Origin of the sequence: Agromyces sp. Marseille-P2726 (assembly GCF_902809835.1) — a bacterium.
Taxonomy (GTDB): Bacteria; Actinomycetota; Actinomycetes; order Actinomycetales; family Microbacteriaceae; genus Agromyces.
The window spans coordinates 385,481-401,580 of the sequence record NZ_CADDWM010000011.1 but is presented as its reverse complement, the minus strand read 5'-3'; the positions used below and the strand labels follow the sequence as shown (position 1 = coordinate 401,580).

Annotated in this window: 17 protein-coding genes, 1 tRNA gene and 1 other RNA gene; 9 read left to right on the top strand and 10 right to left on the bottom strand. The window is 70.9% G+C overall.

Annotation, left to right across the window (positions count from 1 at the left end; genetic code table 11):
- Positions 1 to 417: 417 nt before the first annotated feature.
- The 4 genes from HUS56_RS06290 to menC are packed head-to-tail and all read left to right on the top strand — an operon-like array spanning position 418 to position 4,990.
- Complete coding sequence (locus HUS56_RS06290) at positions 418 to 1,446, top strand: DUF559 domain-containing protein (protein ID WP_173922519.1); 1,029 nt, start codon at positions 418 to 420, stop codon at positions 1,444 to 1,446.
- A gap of 9 nt (positions 1,447 to 1,455) precedes the next feature.
- The gene (locus HUS56_RS06285; RefSeq protein WP_173922518.1) at positions 1,456 to 2,730 is read left to right on the top strand and encodes a saccharopine dehydrogenase family protein; all 1,275 of its coding nucleotides are present in this window, start codon (positions 1,456 to 1,458) and stop codon (positions 2,728 to 2,730) included.
- Entirely contained in the window at positions 2,727 to 3,773 is a 1,047-nt protein-coding gene (locus HUS56_RS06280) for a hypothetical protein (protein WP_173922517.1), read from the top strand. The genes HUS56_RS06285 and HUS56_RS06280 overlap by 4 nt, the downstream gene beginning before the upstream one ends.
- Positions 3,773 to 4,990 carry an o-succinylbenzoate synthase gene (menC, locus tag HUS56_RS06275; RefSeq protein ID WP_173922516.1) on the top strand — a complete coding sequence of 406 codons (1,218 nt, stop codon included), beginning with the start codon at positions 3,773 to 3,775 and terminating at the stop codon, positions 4,988 to 4,990. The genes HUS56_RS06280 and menC overlap by 1 nt, the downstream gene beginning before the upstream one ends.
- On the opposite strand, the gene HUS56_RS06270 is transcribed toward menC, so the two are convergent.
- The 4 genes from HUS56_RS06270 to HUS56_RS06255 all read right to left on the bottom strand — a co-directional run bounded on the left by HUS56_RS06270 (position 4,926) and on the right by HUS56_RS06255 (position 8,042).
- On the bottom strand, positions 4,926 to 5,528 hold the full coding sequence (locus HUS56_RS06270) for a hypothetical protein (protein WP_173922515.1): 603 nt from the start codon (positions 5,526 to 5,528) through the stop codon (positions 4,926 to 4,928). The two genes, menC and HUS56_RS06270, sit on opposite strands and share 65 nt — an antisense overlap.
- Before the next feature lie 66 nt (positions 5,529 to 5,594).
- Entirely contained in the window at positions 5,595 to 6,197 is a 603-nt protein-coding gene (locus HUS56_RS06265) for a hypothetical protein (RefSeq protein ID WP_173922514.1), read from the bottom strand.
- 97 nt (positions 6,198 to 6,294) lie between these two features.
- On the bottom strand, positions 6,295 to 7,137 hold the full coding sequence (locus HUS56_RS06260; protein ID WP_173922513.1) for an endonuclease/exonuclease/phosphatase family protein: 843 nt from the start codon (positions 7,135 to 7,137) through the stop codon (positions 6,295 to 6,297).
- Complete coding sequence (locus tag HUS56_RS06255) at positions 7,134 to 8,042, bottom strand: AraC family transcriptional regulator (protein WP_173922512.1); 909 nt, start codon at positions 8,040 to 8,042, stop codon at positions 7,134 to 7,136. Before HUS56_RS06255 ends, HUS56_RS06260 begins: the two co-directional genes overlap by 4 nt.
- 129 nt (positions 8,043 to 8,171) lie before the next feature.
- Between HUS56_RS06255 and HUS56_RS06250 the strand changes: the two genes are divergently transcribed.
- Positions 8,172 to 8,723 (top strand): SRPBCC domain-containing protein, encoded by a 552-nt coding sequence (locus HUS56_RS06250; RefSeq protein ID WP_217423948.1) that lies wholly within the window; start codon positions 8,172 to 8,174, stop codon positions 8,721 to 8,723.
- Between the two features lie 17 nt (positions 8,724 to 8,740).
- Here the strand turns inward: HUS56_RS06250 and HUS56_RS06245 are convergent, their stop codons facing one another.
- On the bottom strand, positions 8,741 to 9,610 hold the full coding sequence (locus tag HUS56_RS06245) for an aminoglycoside phosphotransferase family protein (protein WP_217423947.1): 870 nt from the start codon (positions 9,608 to 9,610) through the stop codon (positions 8,741 to 8,743).
- Positions 9,611 to 9,702: 92 nt separating this feature from the next.
- Here HUS56_RS06245 and HUS56_RS06240 point away from each other — a divergent pair, with 92 nt between their 5' ends.
- On the top strand, positions 9,703 to 10,161 hold the full coding sequence (locus HUS56_RS06240) for an SRPBCC domain-containing protein (RefSeq protein ID WP_173922510.1): 459 nt from the start codon (positions 9,703 to 9,705) through the stop codon (positions 10,159 to 10,161).
- A 14-nt stretch (positions 10,162 to 10,175) separates the two neighbouring features.
- On the opposite strand, the gene HUS56_RS17130 is transcribed toward HUS56_RS06240, so the two are convergent.
- Positions 10,176 to 10,895, bottom strand: coding sequence for a GntR family transcriptional regulator (locus tag HUS56_RS17130; RefSeq protein WP_254431307.1), 720 nt, complete (start codon positions 10,893 to 10,895; stop codon positions 10,176 to 10,178).
- Positions 10,896 to 11,007: 112 nt separating this feature from the next.
- Complete coding sequence (locus tag HUS56_RS06230; protein ID WP_173922509.1) at positions 11,008 to 11,322, bottom strand: hypothetical protein; 315 nt, start codon at positions 11,320 to 11,322, stop codon at positions 11,008 to 11,010.
- Between the two features lie 166 nt (positions 11,323 to 11,488).
- Here HUS56_RS06230 and HUS56_RS06225 point away from each other — a divergent pair, with 166 nt between their 5' ends.
- Complete coding sequence (locus tag HUS56_RS06225; protein WP_173922508.1) at positions 11,489 to 13,468, top strand: helicase HerA-like domain-containing protein; 1,980 nt, start codon at positions 11,489 to 11,491, stop codon at positions 13,466 to 13,468.
- Positions 13,465 to 14,100, top strand: a complete 636-nt coding sequence (locus HUS56_RS06220) for a GNAT family N-acetyltransferase (RefSeq protein ID WP_173922507.1) — start codon at positions 13,465 to 13,467, stop codon at positions 14,098 to 14,100. Before HUS56_RS06225 ends, HUS56_RS06220 begins: the two co-directional genes overlap by 4 nt.
- Here HUS56_RS06220 and HUS56_RS06215 read toward each other — a convergent pair.
- Positions 14,090 to 14,698 carry a hypothetical protein gene (locus HUS56_RS06215; RefSeq protein WP_173922506.1) on the bottom strand — a complete coding sequence of 203 codons (609 nt, stop codon included), beginning with the start codon at positions 14,696 to 14,698 and terminating at the stop codon, positions 14,090 to 14,092. The two genes, HUS56_RS06220 and HUS56_RS06215, sit on opposite strands and share 11 nt — an antisense overlap.
- A 134-nt stretch (positions 14,699 to 14,832) precedes the next feature.
- Here HUS56_RS06215 and HUS56_RS06210 point away from each other — a divergent pair, with 134 nt between their 5' ends.
- The gene (locus HUS56_RS06210; RefSeq protein ID WP_173922505.1) at positions 14,833 to 15,891 is read left to right on the top strand and encodes a patatin-like phospholipase family protein; all 1,059 of its coding nucleotides are present in this window, start codon (positions 14,833 to 14,835) and stop codon (positions 15,889 to 15,891) included.
- A gap of 2 nt (positions 15,892 to 15,893) precedes the next feature.
- On the opposite strand, the gene HUS56_RS06205 is transcribed toward HUS56_RS06210, so the two are convergent.
- Positions 15,894 to 15,981: transfer RNA gene (locus tag HUS56_RS06205), tRNA-Ser, on the bottom strand.
- Positions 15,979 to 16,075: signal recognition particle sRNA small type (gene ffs / locus HUS56_RS06200), an RNA gene on the bottom strand. The genes HUS56_RS06205 and ffs overlap by 3 nt, the downstream gene beginning before the upstream one ends.
- Positions 16,076 to 16,100: the final 25 nt, after the last annotated feature.

Here is a 16,100-nt window from a genome sequence, read left to right as displayed (position 1 = left end):
CCCGCACTCCCCTCCGCGCCGACCATGCCAGAGTGCACTTTCCGCCCCTTCTTGGGCGTTGAGTGCACTCTCGGCGAGGAGTTCTGGATCGGACGGATGCCCAGAGTGCACTTTCCGCCCCTTCTTGGGCGTTGAGTGCACTCTCGGCGAGAGTTCTGGATCGGACGGATGCCCAGAGTGCACTTTCCGCCCCTTCTTGGGCGTTGAGTGCACTCTCGGCGAGGAGTTCTGGATCGGACGGATGCCCAGAGTGCACTTTCCGCCCCTTCTTGGGCGCCAAGTGCACTCTCGGCGAGGAGTTTTGGGTCCGGCGGATGACGAGACTGCAGTTTCCGCCCGGTCAAGGGCGCCAAGTGCATTCTCGGCGCGAGGGTGCCGTCGAGTCCACTTGTCCTCGACATTCGTGGGCACTCACGGATGTCTCGCACGCACGACTTCCCCGACTTCAACCCGGATACGGGGCTGGATACTCAACCCATGAGCCCGCGCCGCCCGCTGCCGCTTGACTTCACTCTCGCCCCGTTCACCCTCGATGAGGCGCGCGCCCTCGGGTTCACCGAGAAGCGCCTTCGCGCGTCCGATCTCGTGATCCCCGTACGGGGCGTGCGGCTGTTACGGGAGGAGGCGAAGTCCCTGACGTCGCGTTGCCGGGCGCTTGCCTTGCACCTTGGCGCGTCCCCCGCGGCCTTCAGTCACGCCACCGCGGCGATGCTCTGGGAGCTCCCGCTTCCACGCAGACTGCAGGAAATGAGGTCTCTGCACGTCACTGTCTGGGGTGGAGCCTACCCGCCCCGTGTCGCCGATGTCGTCGGGCACCGCACGAGCGATCCTCCGCGCACCGCTCGACGGAACGGGCTCCAACTCATCGCCGCCCCCGACGCCTGGTGTCAGCTCTCGGCCGGGCTCGGCGAGGTCGAGCTGATACAGGCCGGCGATCGGCTCCTCGGAAGGCCTCATCCCCTGGCGACCATCGAGGAGATCGACGAGGCGATCGAACGGTATGGCAAGCGGCGCGGCTGTCGAGTGCTTCGAGATGCTCGTCCACATCTCCGGGCTTGTTCCGAATCGCCCAAAGAGACTGAACTGCGCCTCGAAATGATTGCAGCGGCCTTTCCCGATGCCGAGCCCAATGGCGTCATCATGCTCCGCTCCGGGCGGAAGACGCATGGTGACCTCGTCTACCGGCAGTGGAAGGTGCTGCTGGAATACGACGGCGAACATCACCGCGAGAGTGGATCGCAATGGTCGAAAGATGTCGATCGCCTCAACGAGCTGGCGGCGAACGGTTGGCTGGTCATCCGGGTCAACAAGCACTCACGATTCGACGACGTCGCGCGACAAGTCTCGGAGGCTCTGGAATTGCGAGGTTGGGTGCGCGCAGAGTCGCCGGGGCGCGCCGCAACGGCGTCGGATGCCGCGTCGACGCGCGTCGGCGCGGCGCGATAGCGTCGTGGCATGCGGATCCTCCTCGTCGGCGCCGGAGGCGTCGGAGACGCCATCGCGAAGATCGCGGCACGCCGCGACTTCTTCGAGCTCCTCGTCGTGAGCGACTACGACGAATCGCGCGCGAAGCGCACGGTCGACTGGATCCGCGAGAAGCATGGCCCCGAGGTGGCGGCGCGGTTCGCCACGGCGCAGATCGATGCGAGCGATCCCGACGTCGTGGCATCCGTCGCCCGAGCACACGAGGCGACGCACGTGATGAACGCGGTCGAGCCGAAGTTCGTGCCGTCGATCTTCGCGGGCGCGCTCGCGGCGGGGGCCGACTACCTCGACATGGCGATGAGCCTGTCCGAGCCGCATCCGAGCGAGCCGTACTCGAAGACGGGCGTCAAGCTCGGCGACGACCAGTTCGCACAGGCCGGCGACTGGGAGCAGGCGGGCCGCCTGGCGCTCGTCGGCATCGGCGTCGAGCCCGGACTCTCCGACGTGTTCGCACGCTACGCCGCCGACCACCTCTTCAGCGAGATCGATGAGCTCGGCACCCGTGACGGCGCGAACCTCGTCGTCACCGACGACGAGGGCAACGAGATCTTCGCACCGAGCTTCTCGATCTGGACGACCATCGAGGAGTGCCTCAATCCGCCCGTGATCTGGGAGAAGGGTCCCGGCTGGTTCACGACACCGCCGTTCTCCGAGCCCGAGGTGTTCGACTTCCCCGAGGGGATCGGCCCCGTCGAGTGCGTCAACGTCGAGCACGAGGAGGTGCTCCTCATGCCCCGCTGGATCGACGCCAAGCGGGTCACGTTCAAGTACGGGCTCGGCGCCGAGTTCATCAACGTGCTGCAGACGCTGCACCTGCTCGGGCTCGACTCCACGACCCCGCTGCGCGTCCGCAGCGAGAACGGCCCCGTGCACGTCGCCCCGCGCGACGTCGTCGCCGCCGCGCTCCCCGACCCGGCGACCATCGGCCCGCGCATGACCGGCAAGACGTGCGCCGGTGTCTGGGTCACCGGTGTCGGCACCGACGGCCGGCCGCGCGAGGTGTACCTCTACCACGTGTCCGACAACGAGTGGACGATGCGCGAGTACGACGCGCAGTGCGTGGTGTGGCAGACGGCGTTGAATCCCGTGATCGCGCTCGAGCTCCTCGCGTCCGGCGTCTGGAGCGGCCGCGGCGTGCTCGGCCCCGAGGCGTTCGAAGCCGAACCGTTCCTCGAGCTCATGGCGCGCCCGGTCGACGACGGCGGCTACGGGCAGGCTTGGGGTATGGAGGATCGACTGGCGTGAGCGCGGCACCCGATCCGCCCGACCTGCCGGCCTCGGTCGTGGCCGACGCCGAAGGGGTGGCGGATGCCGCGGACGCGCGTGCGGGCATCACCACTCGCCCGGCCCTGCCGCATGAGCTCGACGGCGTGCTCGCGCGTTTCGACGCCACCTGGGGCGTCGGCCGCGGACCCGACCACTCGATGCTCCAGGCGATCGACCACGCGGGCAACACCCTGCTGGTGGCGGTCGAGGCCGGCCGGGTGCCCGACGCGCCGCAGGCGGGCGCCCCACTCGGTGCGACGCTCGGATTCCTGGGCTGGTCGGGCGGCCTCCACCTTCACTCGCACATGAACGCCGTCGACCCCACGGTGCGCGGCCGGGGCATCGGCGTGGCCCTCAAGCTGAGGCAGCGGGCCATCTGCCTCGCGCACGGCGTGACCGAGGTGCGCTGGACGTACGACCCGCTGATCCGCCGCAACGCACGCATGAACCTCGTGCGCCTCGGGGCCGAGGTCGTGGCCTTCCACCCTGATTTCTACGGCGACCTGCACGACGCGATCAGCGGCCACGACCGCAGCGACCGCTTCGAGGTGCGCTGGCGGCTCGACTCGCCGCGCACGGCGCGGGCGCTGGCCCGGGCGCCGCAGCCGAAGTGGCGTTCCGAGGGCGGGCTCGCGCTCGTCGCCGACTTCGAGCACGTGCGCGCCGAGGATCCCGAGGTGGCGGCCAGGCTCCGGGATGCCTCGCGCGAGGCGTTCGCGGTGCTCTGGGGTCTCGATACGCGTCCGGCTTCGCCGGGCGCTACTCGACCACCGGAGGGTCCGGCTTCGCCGGGCGCTCCTCGACCACCGGAGGGTCCGGCTTCGCCGGGCGCTCCTCGACCACCGGAGGGTCCGGCTTCGCCGGGCGCTCCTCGACCACCGGAGGGGGCGGCTTCGCCGGGCGCTCCTCGACCACCGGGGGCGGCTTCGCCGGGCGCTCCTCGACCACCGGCGCTTCGCCCCGAACTCGACGCCGCCGGCGACTACGTGTTCACCCGCGACGACCCCGACCGGGAGGCCTGATGACCGACCAGACGCCGCGCCTCGAGCGCATCGAGCTGCACCGCATGGAGGTGCCGCTCGTGCGTCCCTTCGAGACCTCGTTCGGTCGAGAGACCGTGCGCGAGGTGCTGCTCGTGAAGGTCGTCACCGACGCCGCCGAGGGGTGGGGTGAGTGCGTGGCCGGCCGCGACCCGTTCTACTCGGGCGAGTACGTCGCGGGTGCGGCATCCGTCATCGAGCGGTACCTCGCTCCGGCGCTGCTCCAGGCGGCGCGCGCCGGTCTCGACGCGCGTCCGGCTTCGCCGGGCGCAACTCGACCAGCGAGCGGGGCGGATCGCGCGGCATCCGTGCCGCTCGCGGCATCCGTCGCCCCGACGCTCGACTTCGTCGCGGGGCACCGCATGGCCAAGGGTGCGCTCGAGGCGGCCGTGCTCGACGCCGAGCTCCGCGCACAGGGGCGTTCGATGGGCGAGTTCTTCGGCGCCGAGCGGGAGTGGGTCGACTGCGGCGTCTCGGTGGGCATCTCGCCGACCGTCGAGGAGCTCCTCGACGAGGTCATGGGGTACGTCGAGGAGGGCTACCGTCGCATCAAGCTGAAGATCCGGCCCGGCTGGGACCTGATCCCCGTCGGTGCGGTACGTGAGGAGCTCGGCCCGAAGGGCCTGCTGCAGGTCGACGCCAACACCGCCTACGCGGCCGACGACATCCCGCTGCTCGCGCGGCTCGATGCGTTCGAGCTGCTGCTCATCGAGCAGCCGTTCGCCGAAGTGGATCTCGCGACGCACGTGCGGCTCGCCGAGGCGTGCACGACGCCGGTGTGCCTCGACGAGTCCCTCCTCGACGTGACCACGACCGTCGACGCCATCGACCGGGGCGCCACGAGCGTCGTCAACATCAAGCCGGGGCGCATGGGCGGCTACCTCGAGGCGCTCCGCGTGCACGACGCGTGCCGGGAACGCGACGTGCCCGTGTGGTGCGGCGGCATGCTCGAGACCGGGGTCGGCCGAGCCGCGAACGTCGCGCTGGCCGCACTGCCCGGATTCACGCTGCCCGGCGACACGTCGGCGTCGGGTCGCTACTTCGCCGAGGACATCACCGAGCCGTTCGTGCTCGGCGACCGCGACGGCGAGCATCGCGGTCAGCTGCGGGTGCCCGATGCCCCTGGCACCGGGGTCACCGTGCGCGAGGAACTCGTTCGCGACTGGGCGAGCGCTGCGCCATCAGTGCTCGCAGGCTGAGCCCCGCGGCGAGTGAACCGAGGGCGCCCGCGACGAGGTCGCCGAGCGTGTCCTCGTAGCCGACGAAGATCTCCTCGTCGATGAACGTGTGGCCGAACCATTCGAACAGCTCCCACACGACGCCGAGGGTCACCCCGACGGCGGTCGTCACGAGAGCGGTCGACAGGATGGGCCGGCGAAGGGTCGAGGCATCCGCCACCACTCCCGATCGCTCCAGCACGACGTAGCCGACGGCGGCGATGAGCCCGTTGGCGACGAAATGCACGGGGAGGTCCCACCACCGCGTGGTGATGTAGACCTCGAGCACGCTGCTCCAGACCGCCACGAGCAGCACGATGCCGAACGCGATGTCGAATCCCGGACGGAGGCCGAGCGGGCGGGGGAGCATCATGCCTCCCACCACGAGCGCGACGCTCAGCCCCTCGACGGGGCCCCAGCCGATGGCCGCGACGACCGCGCTGACGACGGCGAGGGCGCGCAGGGCATCGGCGACGAACTCGGCAGGACCCTCGGGTCGCCGCAGCAGGGTTCGGGCCATGCCAGCACTCTAGACGGCGGCTCCGACCGGGGCGGACGGCTTGTCACGAACCACCCGCCCGCGGTATCAGCGCGTGTGGGAAGCCTGCTCGCGACTGGCCGAGCGCGGCGCCATCAGGGACCGCATCGCGAGCCCGGCCACCAGGGAACCGAGGCCGCCGACGACGAGGTCGCCGAGCGAGTCCTCGTAGCCCACGAGCATCCTCGGGTCGAGAAAGTTGTACGCGAACCATTCCCACAGCTCCCAGAGCACGCCGAAGGTGACGCCGATGAAGGTCGTCACGAGTGCCACCGACAGCCTCGGGCGCGGAAGCGTCGCGGGGTCGGCCAGGATCTCGAACCGAGTGAGCACCACGTACACGAGCGCCGCGCACACGCCGTTGGTGGCGAAGTGCACGGGCAGGTCCCACCACCGCGCCGTGAGGTAGAGGTCGAGCACGTTGCTCCAGACGGCGACGAGCACCACGATGCCGAACGTGATGTCGAACCCGGGCCGCAGGCCGAGGGCGCGCGGAACGAACATGAGCGCCAGCACGAGCAGGATGCTCAGCGCGTCGACCAGACTCCAGCCGACGGCTGCGACGATGACACTGGCGGCGGCGACGGCGCGCACCGCGTCCGCGACGTACTCGGCCGGGCCTTCGGGACGCTTGAACAGGGGGTTGGGCATGGCAGCACTCTAGACGCGACCCACCGGCGGCGCCCACGGGCCGCTTCACCCGGTGCGCCCGCGCGCCCGTTCACTCGCGCCGCTCATCGAGCCCCACTCAGACCGCACCGATCCGAAGCACCGCCTGCACCGGTTCATGGTCGGATGCCGCCCGCCCGTCGAAGCGCACGGCGTTGATGCCGGTGCGCAGCACGTCGACGCCGTCGCCGACGAGGATGAGGTCGATGCGGCGCCCGCCCACCCGCCGGCGACGGTACCCCGAGTAGGTGCCCCACTGCGGCGTCACCCGCTCGGCGGCCGCCTCCCACGCATCGCGCAGCGTGCCGGCGGCGGTGAGCTCCCGGTACACCGCCGATTCCGTCCCGGCGTTGAAGTCGCCCGTGACCACGATGCCGGCATCGGGCTCGGCGTCGCGAACGGCCTGCACGAGACGCACGATCATCCGCGCCGACTGCAGCCGCGACCGCCACGAGAGGTGGTCGAGATGCGTGTTGAACGCGTGCAGCCGCGAGCCGGTCGCGGCATCCGTGAACTCGGCCGACACGATCGACCTCCGGGTCACGTTGCCCCACGAGCGCGAGCCGTGCCGATCGGGGGTCGCCGAGAGCGCGCGCTGGCGCCAATCGATCAGCTCCAGCCGTTCGGCGTCGTAGAAGATCGGGTTCCCCTCGCCGGTGCCCGACGGGTTGCGCCCGATGCCCACCGACCGGTACCGCGAACCGAGCGCATCCGCGACGAACCGGGCCTGGTCGGCGAGGGTCTCCTGGACCCCGACGAGCGTGGGCTGCTCGTCGACGAGGATCCGGCGGATCAGCGCCTTGCGCGTCGCCCACCGGTCGGGACTTCGCGGCCGGTTGCCTCGCACGCGCCGACGGATGTTGTACGTCATCACGTGCAGGTCGGGGGCGGCAACCTGCCCGAAGAGCGGCGCATCCGTCATCGGGCCAGCGTACGCGCGGCCCGGGCAGCGAGTGCGTAGCGTCGGGGCGTCTGCCCGATGACCGCCCGGAACACGCGGGTCAGGTGGGCCTGGTCGGAGAAGCCGACGGATGCCGCGAGCTCGGCGAGGCCCGGAGGGTCGGGCGCCGCAAGGGCCGCGGCGGCCTCCTGCATGCGGTACCGCCCGATGAGCCACTTCGGCGTCAGCCCGAGCTGCTCGCGAACGAGCCGTTGCAGCGTCCGGAGGCCGAGCCCGCTCGCCTCGGCCAGGTCGTCGGCTCGCAGGATCGTTCGGTCGGACTCGGCGAGCTCGACCACGTGTCGTACGCGTCTCGCGTCGTCGTCGAGTTCGAGGCGCTGCTCGGTGAGCCACGCCTCGAACGCGTCGAGCGCGACCGCGTCGTCGCCGTCGGCGCACGCGGCTCGGACGTCGCGCACCATGGCCGCGGCATCCGTGACCCGCAGCCCGTCGAGGGGAACCGAGGCGCCGACCAGTGCGCGCATCGGACCGCGCGCCAGCAGCCGGGCGACCCCGGGTTGGAGCAGCGCTCCGAACGCCCACCCCACGCCCTCGAGCTGGCGACTGCTGCGACCGATGTGCGGGCCGTGGAGCGCCGCCGTCTCGGGCTCGATCACGAGGTTCGCCGACGGGTATTCGAGCACGCCCTGCTCGACCACGTGCCCGTCGGCGAGCCGCCAGCGCGGGATCCAGACGTGGCGCACGAGGTCGGCGATCGCGGGGCCGACGGCGTGGCGTGCCAGGCGAACGGGCGCCTCTTCGGCGACCTGCGCGTCGGCGTCGGCCGGCAGCGGCGCGATGCCCGCCGTCGCCGGCGATGCGAGCACGCCCTTCACGGCAGGAAGCCCCGCGCGCGATCGCCAGTGCTCGTCGCTCGAACGATGCATCCAGCCAGTATCCCGGCAACCGCCGACGTCCCGGCGAGCGCCGGGTGACGTCGACCGCGCCGGTCCCTTCCAGCGGCACTGTCGCGTTCCTTCAAGACGCGGTCGCGCGGCATCCGTACCGTCGGAAACATGCAGACACAGACCCAGACCACAACCCAGACCACAGCCCAGACACCGACCCCAACCCAGACCCAGACCACAACCCAGACCCAGACCCAGCCGCAGCCGCGCGATTTCGAGATGACCATCTACATCAAGGCGGACCCGCCGGTCGTGTGGGAGGCCATCACGGGCGACGAGGGCAGCCGTGCGGTGATGTGGGGCTCCGTGTTCCGCGGAGACCTGGTGCCGGGTGGACGTTACGAGTACGTCGGGCCGGGCCAGGCGGGCGCCGACACCGTGCACGTCTACGGCGACGTCCTGCAGGCCGAGCCGGGCGCGATCCTGCAGCTCACCGAACATCCCGGGCCGGTCTATCGCGACAACCACGCGGAGCTCACGAGCCGCATGACCTGGCGCCTCGAGGCGGCCGCGCCGGGACTCACGAAGCTCACGTTCACGAACGACGAATGGAGCGAGGGGCACCCTGCGCAGATCGAGTCCGCGCAGACCTGGCCGATGGTGCTCTCGAGCCTGAAGTCCTGGGTCGAGACGGGCGAGGCCATCCAGCTCGCGTCGTGACGTGAGCCGGCGCGGGCTCAGGCGCCGAAGGCGCCGAGGGCGTCGAGCGACAGGGCGAGCTCGCCGATCTGGGCGGCCGAGTCGGCGAGCCGCTCGTCGTCGTCGATCGCGAACCAGGTCGACGACAGCCCGCACCACGCCACCAGCCACTGAGCCGGCCGTTCGGGTTCGAGACCGGTGGATGCCACGACCACGCCGAACTGGCGCTCGAGGCGTCCGGGTTGCAGCGCGCGCTCGTGCGACGGGTTGCACAAGAGGTTGCCGTAGTCGAAGGCCGCCTCGCCGATGAGCCCCTTCGGGTCGATCGCAAGCCAGCCGCGCGCGCCGAAGTCGAGCACGTTGCCGTGGTGCAGGTCTCCGTGCAGCACGACGGCTTCGCGCGGGCCCTCGAGCAGAGCGCCGGCGATCTCGGCGGCACGGCGATGGAACGGGGTGAGCCCGTCGGCCTCCGAGAACAGATGCGAGAACCAGGTCGGCAGGTCGATCAGCGCGGGCGGTTCGTCATTGTTGATCACGTCGTCGGATGCCGCGTGAATGGCGCCGGCCGCCTCGCAGATGATGCGGGTGGCTTCGTCGTCGTGGCCGGCGTTCACCATCTCGACGAGGTCGCCCGCACCCGTGGCCCGCTCGAGGAGCAGCGCCGACCGCTCGTGGCGGAGCACTCGGGCGGCACCGTGCCCGTCGAGTGCGACGAGCAGGGCGGATCCGCGCACCTCCTCGTCGCTGTGCGCGACCTTGAGCATCGCGGGCTCGCCGTCGCTCGTCAGTACGGGCGTGAGCGTGCTCGACGCGGTCGTGACCGGATCGCCGTCGGGACGCAGCTCCCAGCGGCGGAGCCAGGCGGTCTCGGCGGCGCGTCCGGGGTTCACAGGGCCGAGATCGCTCACCGTTCCAGTATCGCCGCTCCCACGCGCTGGGGATGCCGCGGCGTAGCGTTGAGGCATCCGTCGCCGTCGGCAGCACCGTTCGAGGAGGAACCATGCAGGACTTCGAGATGACCCTCTACATCAAGGCCGACCCGCCGGCGGTGTGGGACGCCATCGTCGGTGACGAGGGCAATCGCGCGGTCATGCACGGCGCCGTGCTGCGCGGCGACCTCGAGCCCGGCGGCCGGTTCGAGTACGTGGCGCCGGGCGAGGGTGGTCGCGAGATCGTGCAGGTGTACGGCGAGGTCCTGCAGGCGGCGCCGGGCGGCATCCTGCAGCTCATCGAACACCCCGGGCCGGTCCACCGCGACGACCATGCCGACCTCACGAGCCGGGTGACGTGGCGACTCGAGCCGGCGGGCGTCGCGCTGACGCGGCTGACGCTCACGAACGACGAGTGGAGCGCCGAGCATCCCGCACAGGCGGATGCGGCCGAGACGTGGCCGAGGGTGCTCTCGAGCCTCAAGTCGCTGATCGAGACGGGGGAGGCGATTCCGCCGCATCACGCGTGAGCGTGCCGGGCGGCCTACCCCTCGGCGCCCGGCACCACGAGCTGTCGCAGCGCATCGAGCACGGCGTGCGCGCCGGCGCTGTCGCCCTCGTGCAGCGCCTCGAGCAGGCGCGCCTGCGACTCGGCGAGGCCTGCGACGTCGACCCACTCGGGAAGCGACAGGCTGCCGAGGCTGATCACGTGCTGGGCTCGCTCCAGGGCGTCGCGCAGCGGCGGGTTGGCGCTGGTCTCGCTGAGCGCGGCGAAGAAGCCGAAGTTCGCGGTGGCGAGGCCGCGCGCCTTCTCGATGCGCTGCTCGAGCTGCTCGTCGCCCGAGCCGAGCTTCCTGAGCTCTTCGACTGCGCGTGAGAACTGGCGGTGCTGGGTCTCCATGCGCCGCAGCACGCCCTTCGGCAGCGCCGAACCGACCTCGTCGATCACGGCGTGCATGAGCGCGACCCACACGACGAGGTGCTGGCGAACCTGTGCGGGCGTCACGACCGCCACCCGGGTGAATCGGTTCGGCTCGGATTCCACGACGCCGATCGCCCGCAGCTGCTGGATCGCCTCGCGAACCGGCGTGCGTGAGATGCCGAGCTCGTTGGCGAGCGCGACGTCGTTGAGGCGCTGGCCCGGCTCGAGCCGGCCGTCGTAGATCGCGCTCAGGAGCTCGCGGTACACCGAGTCGCCGACCGTGAGCCGCGAGGCGCCCACCGACATGGTTCCGCCGAGCCCGGCGGTCGATCGTTCGGTCATGGCGGCAATATACCGGAATGCAGAATGCGAACAGCCCCGGCTCGGATGCCTCGTGGCATCGGCCGGGGCTGTTCGCCCACGTCCGTGGGGCTGTCGGGTCAGCCCATCGTGATCAGCACGGCGGCAGGGGCGCCGTGTCGATCGCGGAACGCGGAATCCATCCACCGCCGTGGTGCTTGGGCAGGCGGATCCAGACGTTGGAGCCGTTGGTGTAGTCGCCCGTGACATAGCAGTGCGCCTCCAGCCGGTTGCCCGTGTCGTAGTGATTGATCACGGTCGAGCCCTGCGACGGCGACGTGTAGCTGGATGACGGCCACCTCACCGTGATCATCTCGCTCGTGGTCGCGGCGTTCGCCGGTGCGGTCGCGAGCAGCCCGATGCCGAGCGCCGCGGCGACGCCGCCGGCGATCAGTCCCTTGATGCGCATTTCGTGGTTCTCCTTCAGTTCCCGTTCCGGTCGACCCTCGTTGGTCGGCCTGTATTCCAATATATCAGTATACGCGAGAATTCGTCAACTCGGGCGATCGCGGGCGCGTTCGCGTCACCCTGCCAGCTGCACCCTCCCCAGCAACGGCGCTCAGTAGGATCGCCTCATGTCGGATGACGCGGTGAGACGAGCTCAGGAGGCGGCCGCCGCAGCGGCGGAGGCGGCCGAGGCGCTGCAGGCGCAGGCGCAGGAGGCGATCCGCAAGGCCGAGGAGGCCGCCGAGCTCGCGCAGGCCGCGCTCGAGGCGCAGCAGCGGGCGACGGATGCCGCGTCCGCGGCGTCATCGCAACGTGACGACCCTTTGCCGGCTGACGACCCGTCGCAAGGGTCGTCCACCGAGCAAGAGGTCGTCACGAGCGACGGCGGCGTGGGTCTCGACACGCGTCCGGCTTCGCCGGGCGCTCCTCGACCACCGGAGGGACCGCTCGACGCCGACCAGGTCGCCGTGATCCGCGACGGCTACGCCTTCGACGGGGCCGCCCTCGAGATGGGTGCACTCGTCAACGGCGAGGCGATGCCCGACGTGCCGGTGCGCATCCCGATCGCGATGACGAACCGGCACGGGCTCGTCGCGGGCGCCACGGGCACCGGCAAGACCCGCACCCTGCAGGTGCTCGCCGAGCAGCTGGCCGCGCACGGGGTCGCCGTGTTCGCCGCCGACATCAAGGGCGACCTCTCGGGCATCGCGACGCCGGGCGAGGGCAACGAGAAGCTGCTGCAGCGCACCGAGGGCATCGGGCAGGCGTGGGAGGCGGCATCCTTCCCCGTCGAGTTCTTCTCGCTCGGCGGCATCGGCAGGGGAGTGCCGATCCGCGCGACCGTCGCGGGCTTCGGCCCGCTGCTGCTCAGCAAGGTGCTCGGCCTCAACGACACGCAGGAGTCGAGCCTCGGTCTCGTGTTCCACTGGGCCGAGGACGCCGGCATGGCCCTGCTCGACCTCGAGGACCTGCGCGCCGTGCTGCAGTACCTCGTGAGCGACGAGGGCAAGGCCGAGCTCGAGGGGCTCGGCGGCCTGTCGAAGGCCACCGTCGGCGTCATCCTGCGGGAGCTCGTCGCCTTCGCCGAGGCCGGGGCCGACGTGTTCTTCGGCGAGCCCGAGATCGACACCGCGGAGTTCCTGCGCGTGGCATCCGACGGTCGTGGCATCGTGAGCCTGCTCGAGGTGCCCGGCGTCGCCGACCGGCCTGCGCTGTACTCGACGTTCCTCATGTGGCTGCTCGCCGACCTCTTCAACGACCTGCCCGAGGTCGGCGACCTCGACAAGCCGAAGCTCGTGTTCTTCTTCGACGAGGCGCACCTGCTCTTCACCGACGCGTCGAAGGACTTCCTGGCGCAGGTCGTGCAGACCGTGCGGCTCATCCGCTCCAAGGGCGTCGGCGTCTTCTTCGTGACCCAGACCCCGAAGGACGTGCCGGGCGACGTGCTCGCCCAGCTCGGATCGCGCGTGCAGCACCAGCTGCGCGCATTCACTCCCGACGATGCGAAGGCGCTGCGTGCGACGGTGTCGACCTACCCGAAGTCGGGCTACGACCTCGAGGAGGTGCTCACGACCCTCGGCACCGGCGAGGCGATCGTCACGGTCATGAATGAGAAGGGCGCGCCGAGCCCGGTCGCCTGGACCCGGCTGCGCGCCCCGCAGGCGTCGATGTCACCGACGTCGGATGCCGCGATCGAGGCCGCCGTCGCCGCCTCGCCGCTGCAGGCGAAGTACGGCACCCCCGTCGACCGCGAATCGGCGCACGAGCTCCTGACGGCGAAGATGAACGCCGCGGCCGAGGCGGCCCGAGCCGCGGAGGAGGCCGAGGCCCGGGCGAAGGCCGACGCCGAGTACGCGAAGCAGCAGGCCGCCATCGAGAAGCAGCAGGAGAAGGAGCGCAAGGCCGCGCAGGCCGAGTACGATCGGCTGATGAAGCGCACGTCGGGGACCAGCCGCTCGTCGGGCACGAGCCGTTCGTCCCGCTCGAGTCGCAGCTCGTCGGGCCGGCGCGAGAAATCCGTGCTCGAGGAGGTGCTCGGTTCTCGAGAGACGCAGAAGGTGCTGACGGGCGTGCTCGAGGGGATCTTCGGAACGCGGCGCCGGCGGTGAGCGAACCGTTCATCCGCCCGTATCGACCGGCGGATCGCGACGGCGTCGTCGAGGTCTGCATCCGCACCGCGGCGGGCGGCGGCGACGCTACCGGCCTGTACTCCGACGACCTGCTGATGCCCGAGGTGTTCGCGCTGCCGTACCTCGAGTACGCGCCCGAGCTGGCGTTCGTCGTGGACTCGGGTGACGGCGAGCGGGTGCTCGGGTACGTGCTCGGCGTCGCCGACACGCGCGAGTTCGTGGCCTGGTGGCGGCACGAGTGGGCTTGGTGGTTCCGCTCGCGGCATCCGTCGCCCGGCCCGTCGACCGGGCACGAGCCCGCGTTCACCGAGGAGGAGCTGCTGGCCGCGGGGTCCGACCCCGGGCGCATGCTCATCGCCGAGGTCGACGACTACCCGGCGCACCTGCACATCGACCTGTTGCCCGAGCTGCAGGGTCGCGGCTTCGGTCGCCGGCTCATCGACACGCTTCGCGCGGAGCTCGCCCGGCGCGGTGTGCCCGCGGTGCACCTCGGCATGGATGCCGCGAACACCGGTGCGCGGGCGTTCTACGAGCGGCTGGGATTCCACGAGCTGCCCTCGAGCCGGCCCGACGCGCCGCTGCTCGGGATCTCGACCCGCTTCAGCGACTGATCGAGCGGCGCTCGAACCAGTAGAGCAGCTGCGGGTCGCTGCGACGCAGCTCGGCGAGCGTCATCGGCTCGGGTCGCACCGTCTGCTCGACCCCGAGGATCTGCGCGACGCGGTCCATGTCGGACGTGGTCCAGAACCGCCCTCGCATGCGGAAGACCCCGCGGCCCGCATGGCTCACGACGAAGAGCTCCTGCGAGGTGTCGAGGCTGTTGCCGCGATAGACCCGCACTCGCAGCACGCCGGCGATGTCGCGGGCGGCGGTCGTGTACACGCCGCCGAAGAACCCGCGCTCGACGATGCCGTAGACACTGATCGACGCCTGCGTTCGCTGGTACGCGATCCAGGCGGCGACGACGAGCACCGCGATGACGGCGGCCGTCCAGGCGACGAGCGGCCACGCGCCCTCGGGGTCGAGCAGCCAGAGCTCCGCGGCGAGCAGCGGGAGCACGAGCGCGATGAACGGCAACCCGATGCTCCGTCCGAGCGTGCGACGCGGCCTCAGCGTGACCACCTCGAGGCCCGGGCTGCGAACTGTCGCGGCGCCGATGGAGGAGCCCCCTGCGTCCCCGCTCCTGGTGTCCATCGGCGCCGCTGACATCTCTCACATCATGCGTGCACGTGATGCGCGACGCCATTCGGCATTAATGAGGACAAGGTGCTGACGGGATGCCGCCGGCCCGCGGCATCCGATGGGTTCTCGGTATGTTGGTGCCTACGTGAGGAGGCGATCGGATGCCGCAACCCACACGAGTGGCCCTGGCGCTCGGTTCCGGAGGCGCTCGCGGGTATGCGCACATCGGCGTCATCCAGGTGCTGGAGGAGCGCGGGTACGAGATCGTGTCGGTGGCCGGAAGCTCGATGGGGGCCGCGGTCGGGGGACTGTACGCGGCCGGCGCCCTCCCCGAGTACACCGACTGGGTGCGCACCCTGACGCAGCGCGACGTGCTGCGCCTGCTCGACCCGCGAATCAGGGCGCCCGGCGCGATCCAGGCCGAGAAGATCATGCAGCGCGTGAGCGAACTGCTCGGCGGGGCGCGCATCGAGGACCTGCCCATCGCCTACACGGCGGTGGCGACCGACCTGATCGCCCACCGGGAGGTGTGGTTCCAGAACGGCCCGGTCGACGTGGCGATCCGTGCATCGATCGCGCTGCCCAGCTTCATCACCCCGGTCATGCTGAACGGGCGATTGCTCGCCGACGGCGGCCTGCTGAACCCCGTGCCCCTGGCACCGACCTCCGCCGCGCGAGCAGACCTCACGATCGCCGTCTCACTGTCGGGCGACGGCACGACCCCCGCATCGCTGGCGCCCGAGCGGGAGTCGGCCGAGGTCCAGCCGGCGGAGGACTGGTTCGACCGCTTCCGACGCACGGCGAGCGGGGTACTCGACCGCGACGTCGTTCGGATGGTGACGCGTCGATTCTCAAGCGGGAAGTCTCCAGATCCGGTCGATGCTGCCGGGCAGGGCGTCGAAGACGTCTTCGGCGAACTCCCGTCGGGTCTGCGCATGTTCGACGTCATGCAGCTGTCGCTCGAGGCGATGCAGAGTCTCGTCGCGAGCTACCGCATGGCCGCCTACCCGCCCGACGTGTACGTCACGGTGCCGAAGGATTCGGCCCGGGTGCTCGACTTCCACCGGGCCGAGGAGCTCATCTCGCTGGGCCGGGAACGCGCGGTCGCCGCGCTCGACGCCGCGGCGGCGAACGGCGCACCGGCGCCCAACGGCAACGGTGCGCCGGCGAGCGACGGCGCCGGCGATGGCGCACCGGCGTCCGACGGCGACGCCTCGTGAATTGGCGGAGGATGGGGGATTCGAACCCCCGAGGGCTCTCACCCAACACGCTTTCCAAGCGTGCGCCATAGGCCACTAGGCGAATCCTCCTGGGACCCCCCACGCACCCGCCAGAGCCCGGTTACCCTTGCTGCGTTTCCGCCCTGGGGGAGTTGGCCTGGATGGCGCCACGTGGGGAGCCGGAGACAGTCTACCCGAGCCGGAGCGCC

Excerpts from the sequence above, each read along its gene's own strand:
- HUS56_RS06265 (WP_173922514.1), bottom strand. The coding sequence starts at position 6,197 with ATGCCCAACCCCCTGTTCAAGCGTCCCGAAGGCCCGGCCGAGTACGTC.
- HUS56_RS17130 (WP_254431307.1), bottom strand. The coding sequence starts at position 10,895 with ATGACCGAACGATCGACCGCCGGGCTCGGCGGAACCATGTCGGTGGGC.
- HUS56_RS06210 (WP_173922505.1), top strand. The coding sequence starts at position 14,833 with ATGCCGCAACCCACACGAGTGGCCCTGGCGCTCGGTTCCGGAGGCGCT.
- HUS56_RS06230 (WP_173922509.1), bottom strand. The coding sequence starts at position 11,322 with ATGCGCATCAAGGGACTGATCGCCGGCGGCGTCGCCGCGGCGCTCGGC.
- HUS56_RS06285 (WP_173922518.1), top strand. The coding sequence starts at position 1,456 with ATGCGGATCCTCCTCGTCGGCGCCGGAGGCGTCGGAGACGCCATCGCG.
- HUS56_RS06240 (WP_173922510.1), top strand. The coding sequence starts at position 9,703 with ATGCAGGACTTCGAGATGACCCTCTACATCAAGGCCGACCCGCCGGCG.
- HUS56_RS06260 (WP_173922513.1), bottom strand. The coding sequence starts at position 7,137 with ATGACGGATGCGCCGCTCTTCGGGCAGGTTGCCGCCCCCGACCTGCAC.
- HUS56_RS06270 (WP_173922515.1), bottom strand. The coding sequence starts at position 5,528 with ATGGCCCGAACCCTGCTGCGGCGACCCGAGGGTCCTGCCGAGTTCGTC.
- HUS56_RS06215 (WP_173922506.1), bottom strand. The coding sequence starts at position 14,698 with ATGTCAGCGGCGCCGATGGACACCAGGAGCGGGGACGCAGGGGGCTCC.
- HUS56_RS06225 (WP_173922508.1), top strand. The coding sequence starts at position 11,489 with ATGTCGGATGACGCGGTGAGACGAGCTCAGGAGGCGGCCGCCGCAGCG.
- HUS56_RS06250 (WP_217423948.1), top strand. The coding sequence starts at position 8,172 with ATGCAGACACAGACCCAGACCACAACCCAGACCACAGCCCAGACACCG.
- HUS56_RS06255 (WP_173922512.1), bottom strand. The coding sequence starts at position 8,042 with ATGCATCGTTCGAGCGACGAGCACTGGCGATCGCGCGCGGGGCTTCCT.
- menC (WP_173922516.1), top strand. The coding sequence starts at position 3,773 with ATGACCGACCAGACGCCGCGCCTCGAGCGCATCGAGCTGCACCGCATG.
- HUS56_RS06290 (WP_173922519.1), top strand. The coding sequence starts at position 418 with ATGTCTCGCACGCACGACTTCCCCGACTTCAACCCGGATACGGGGCTG.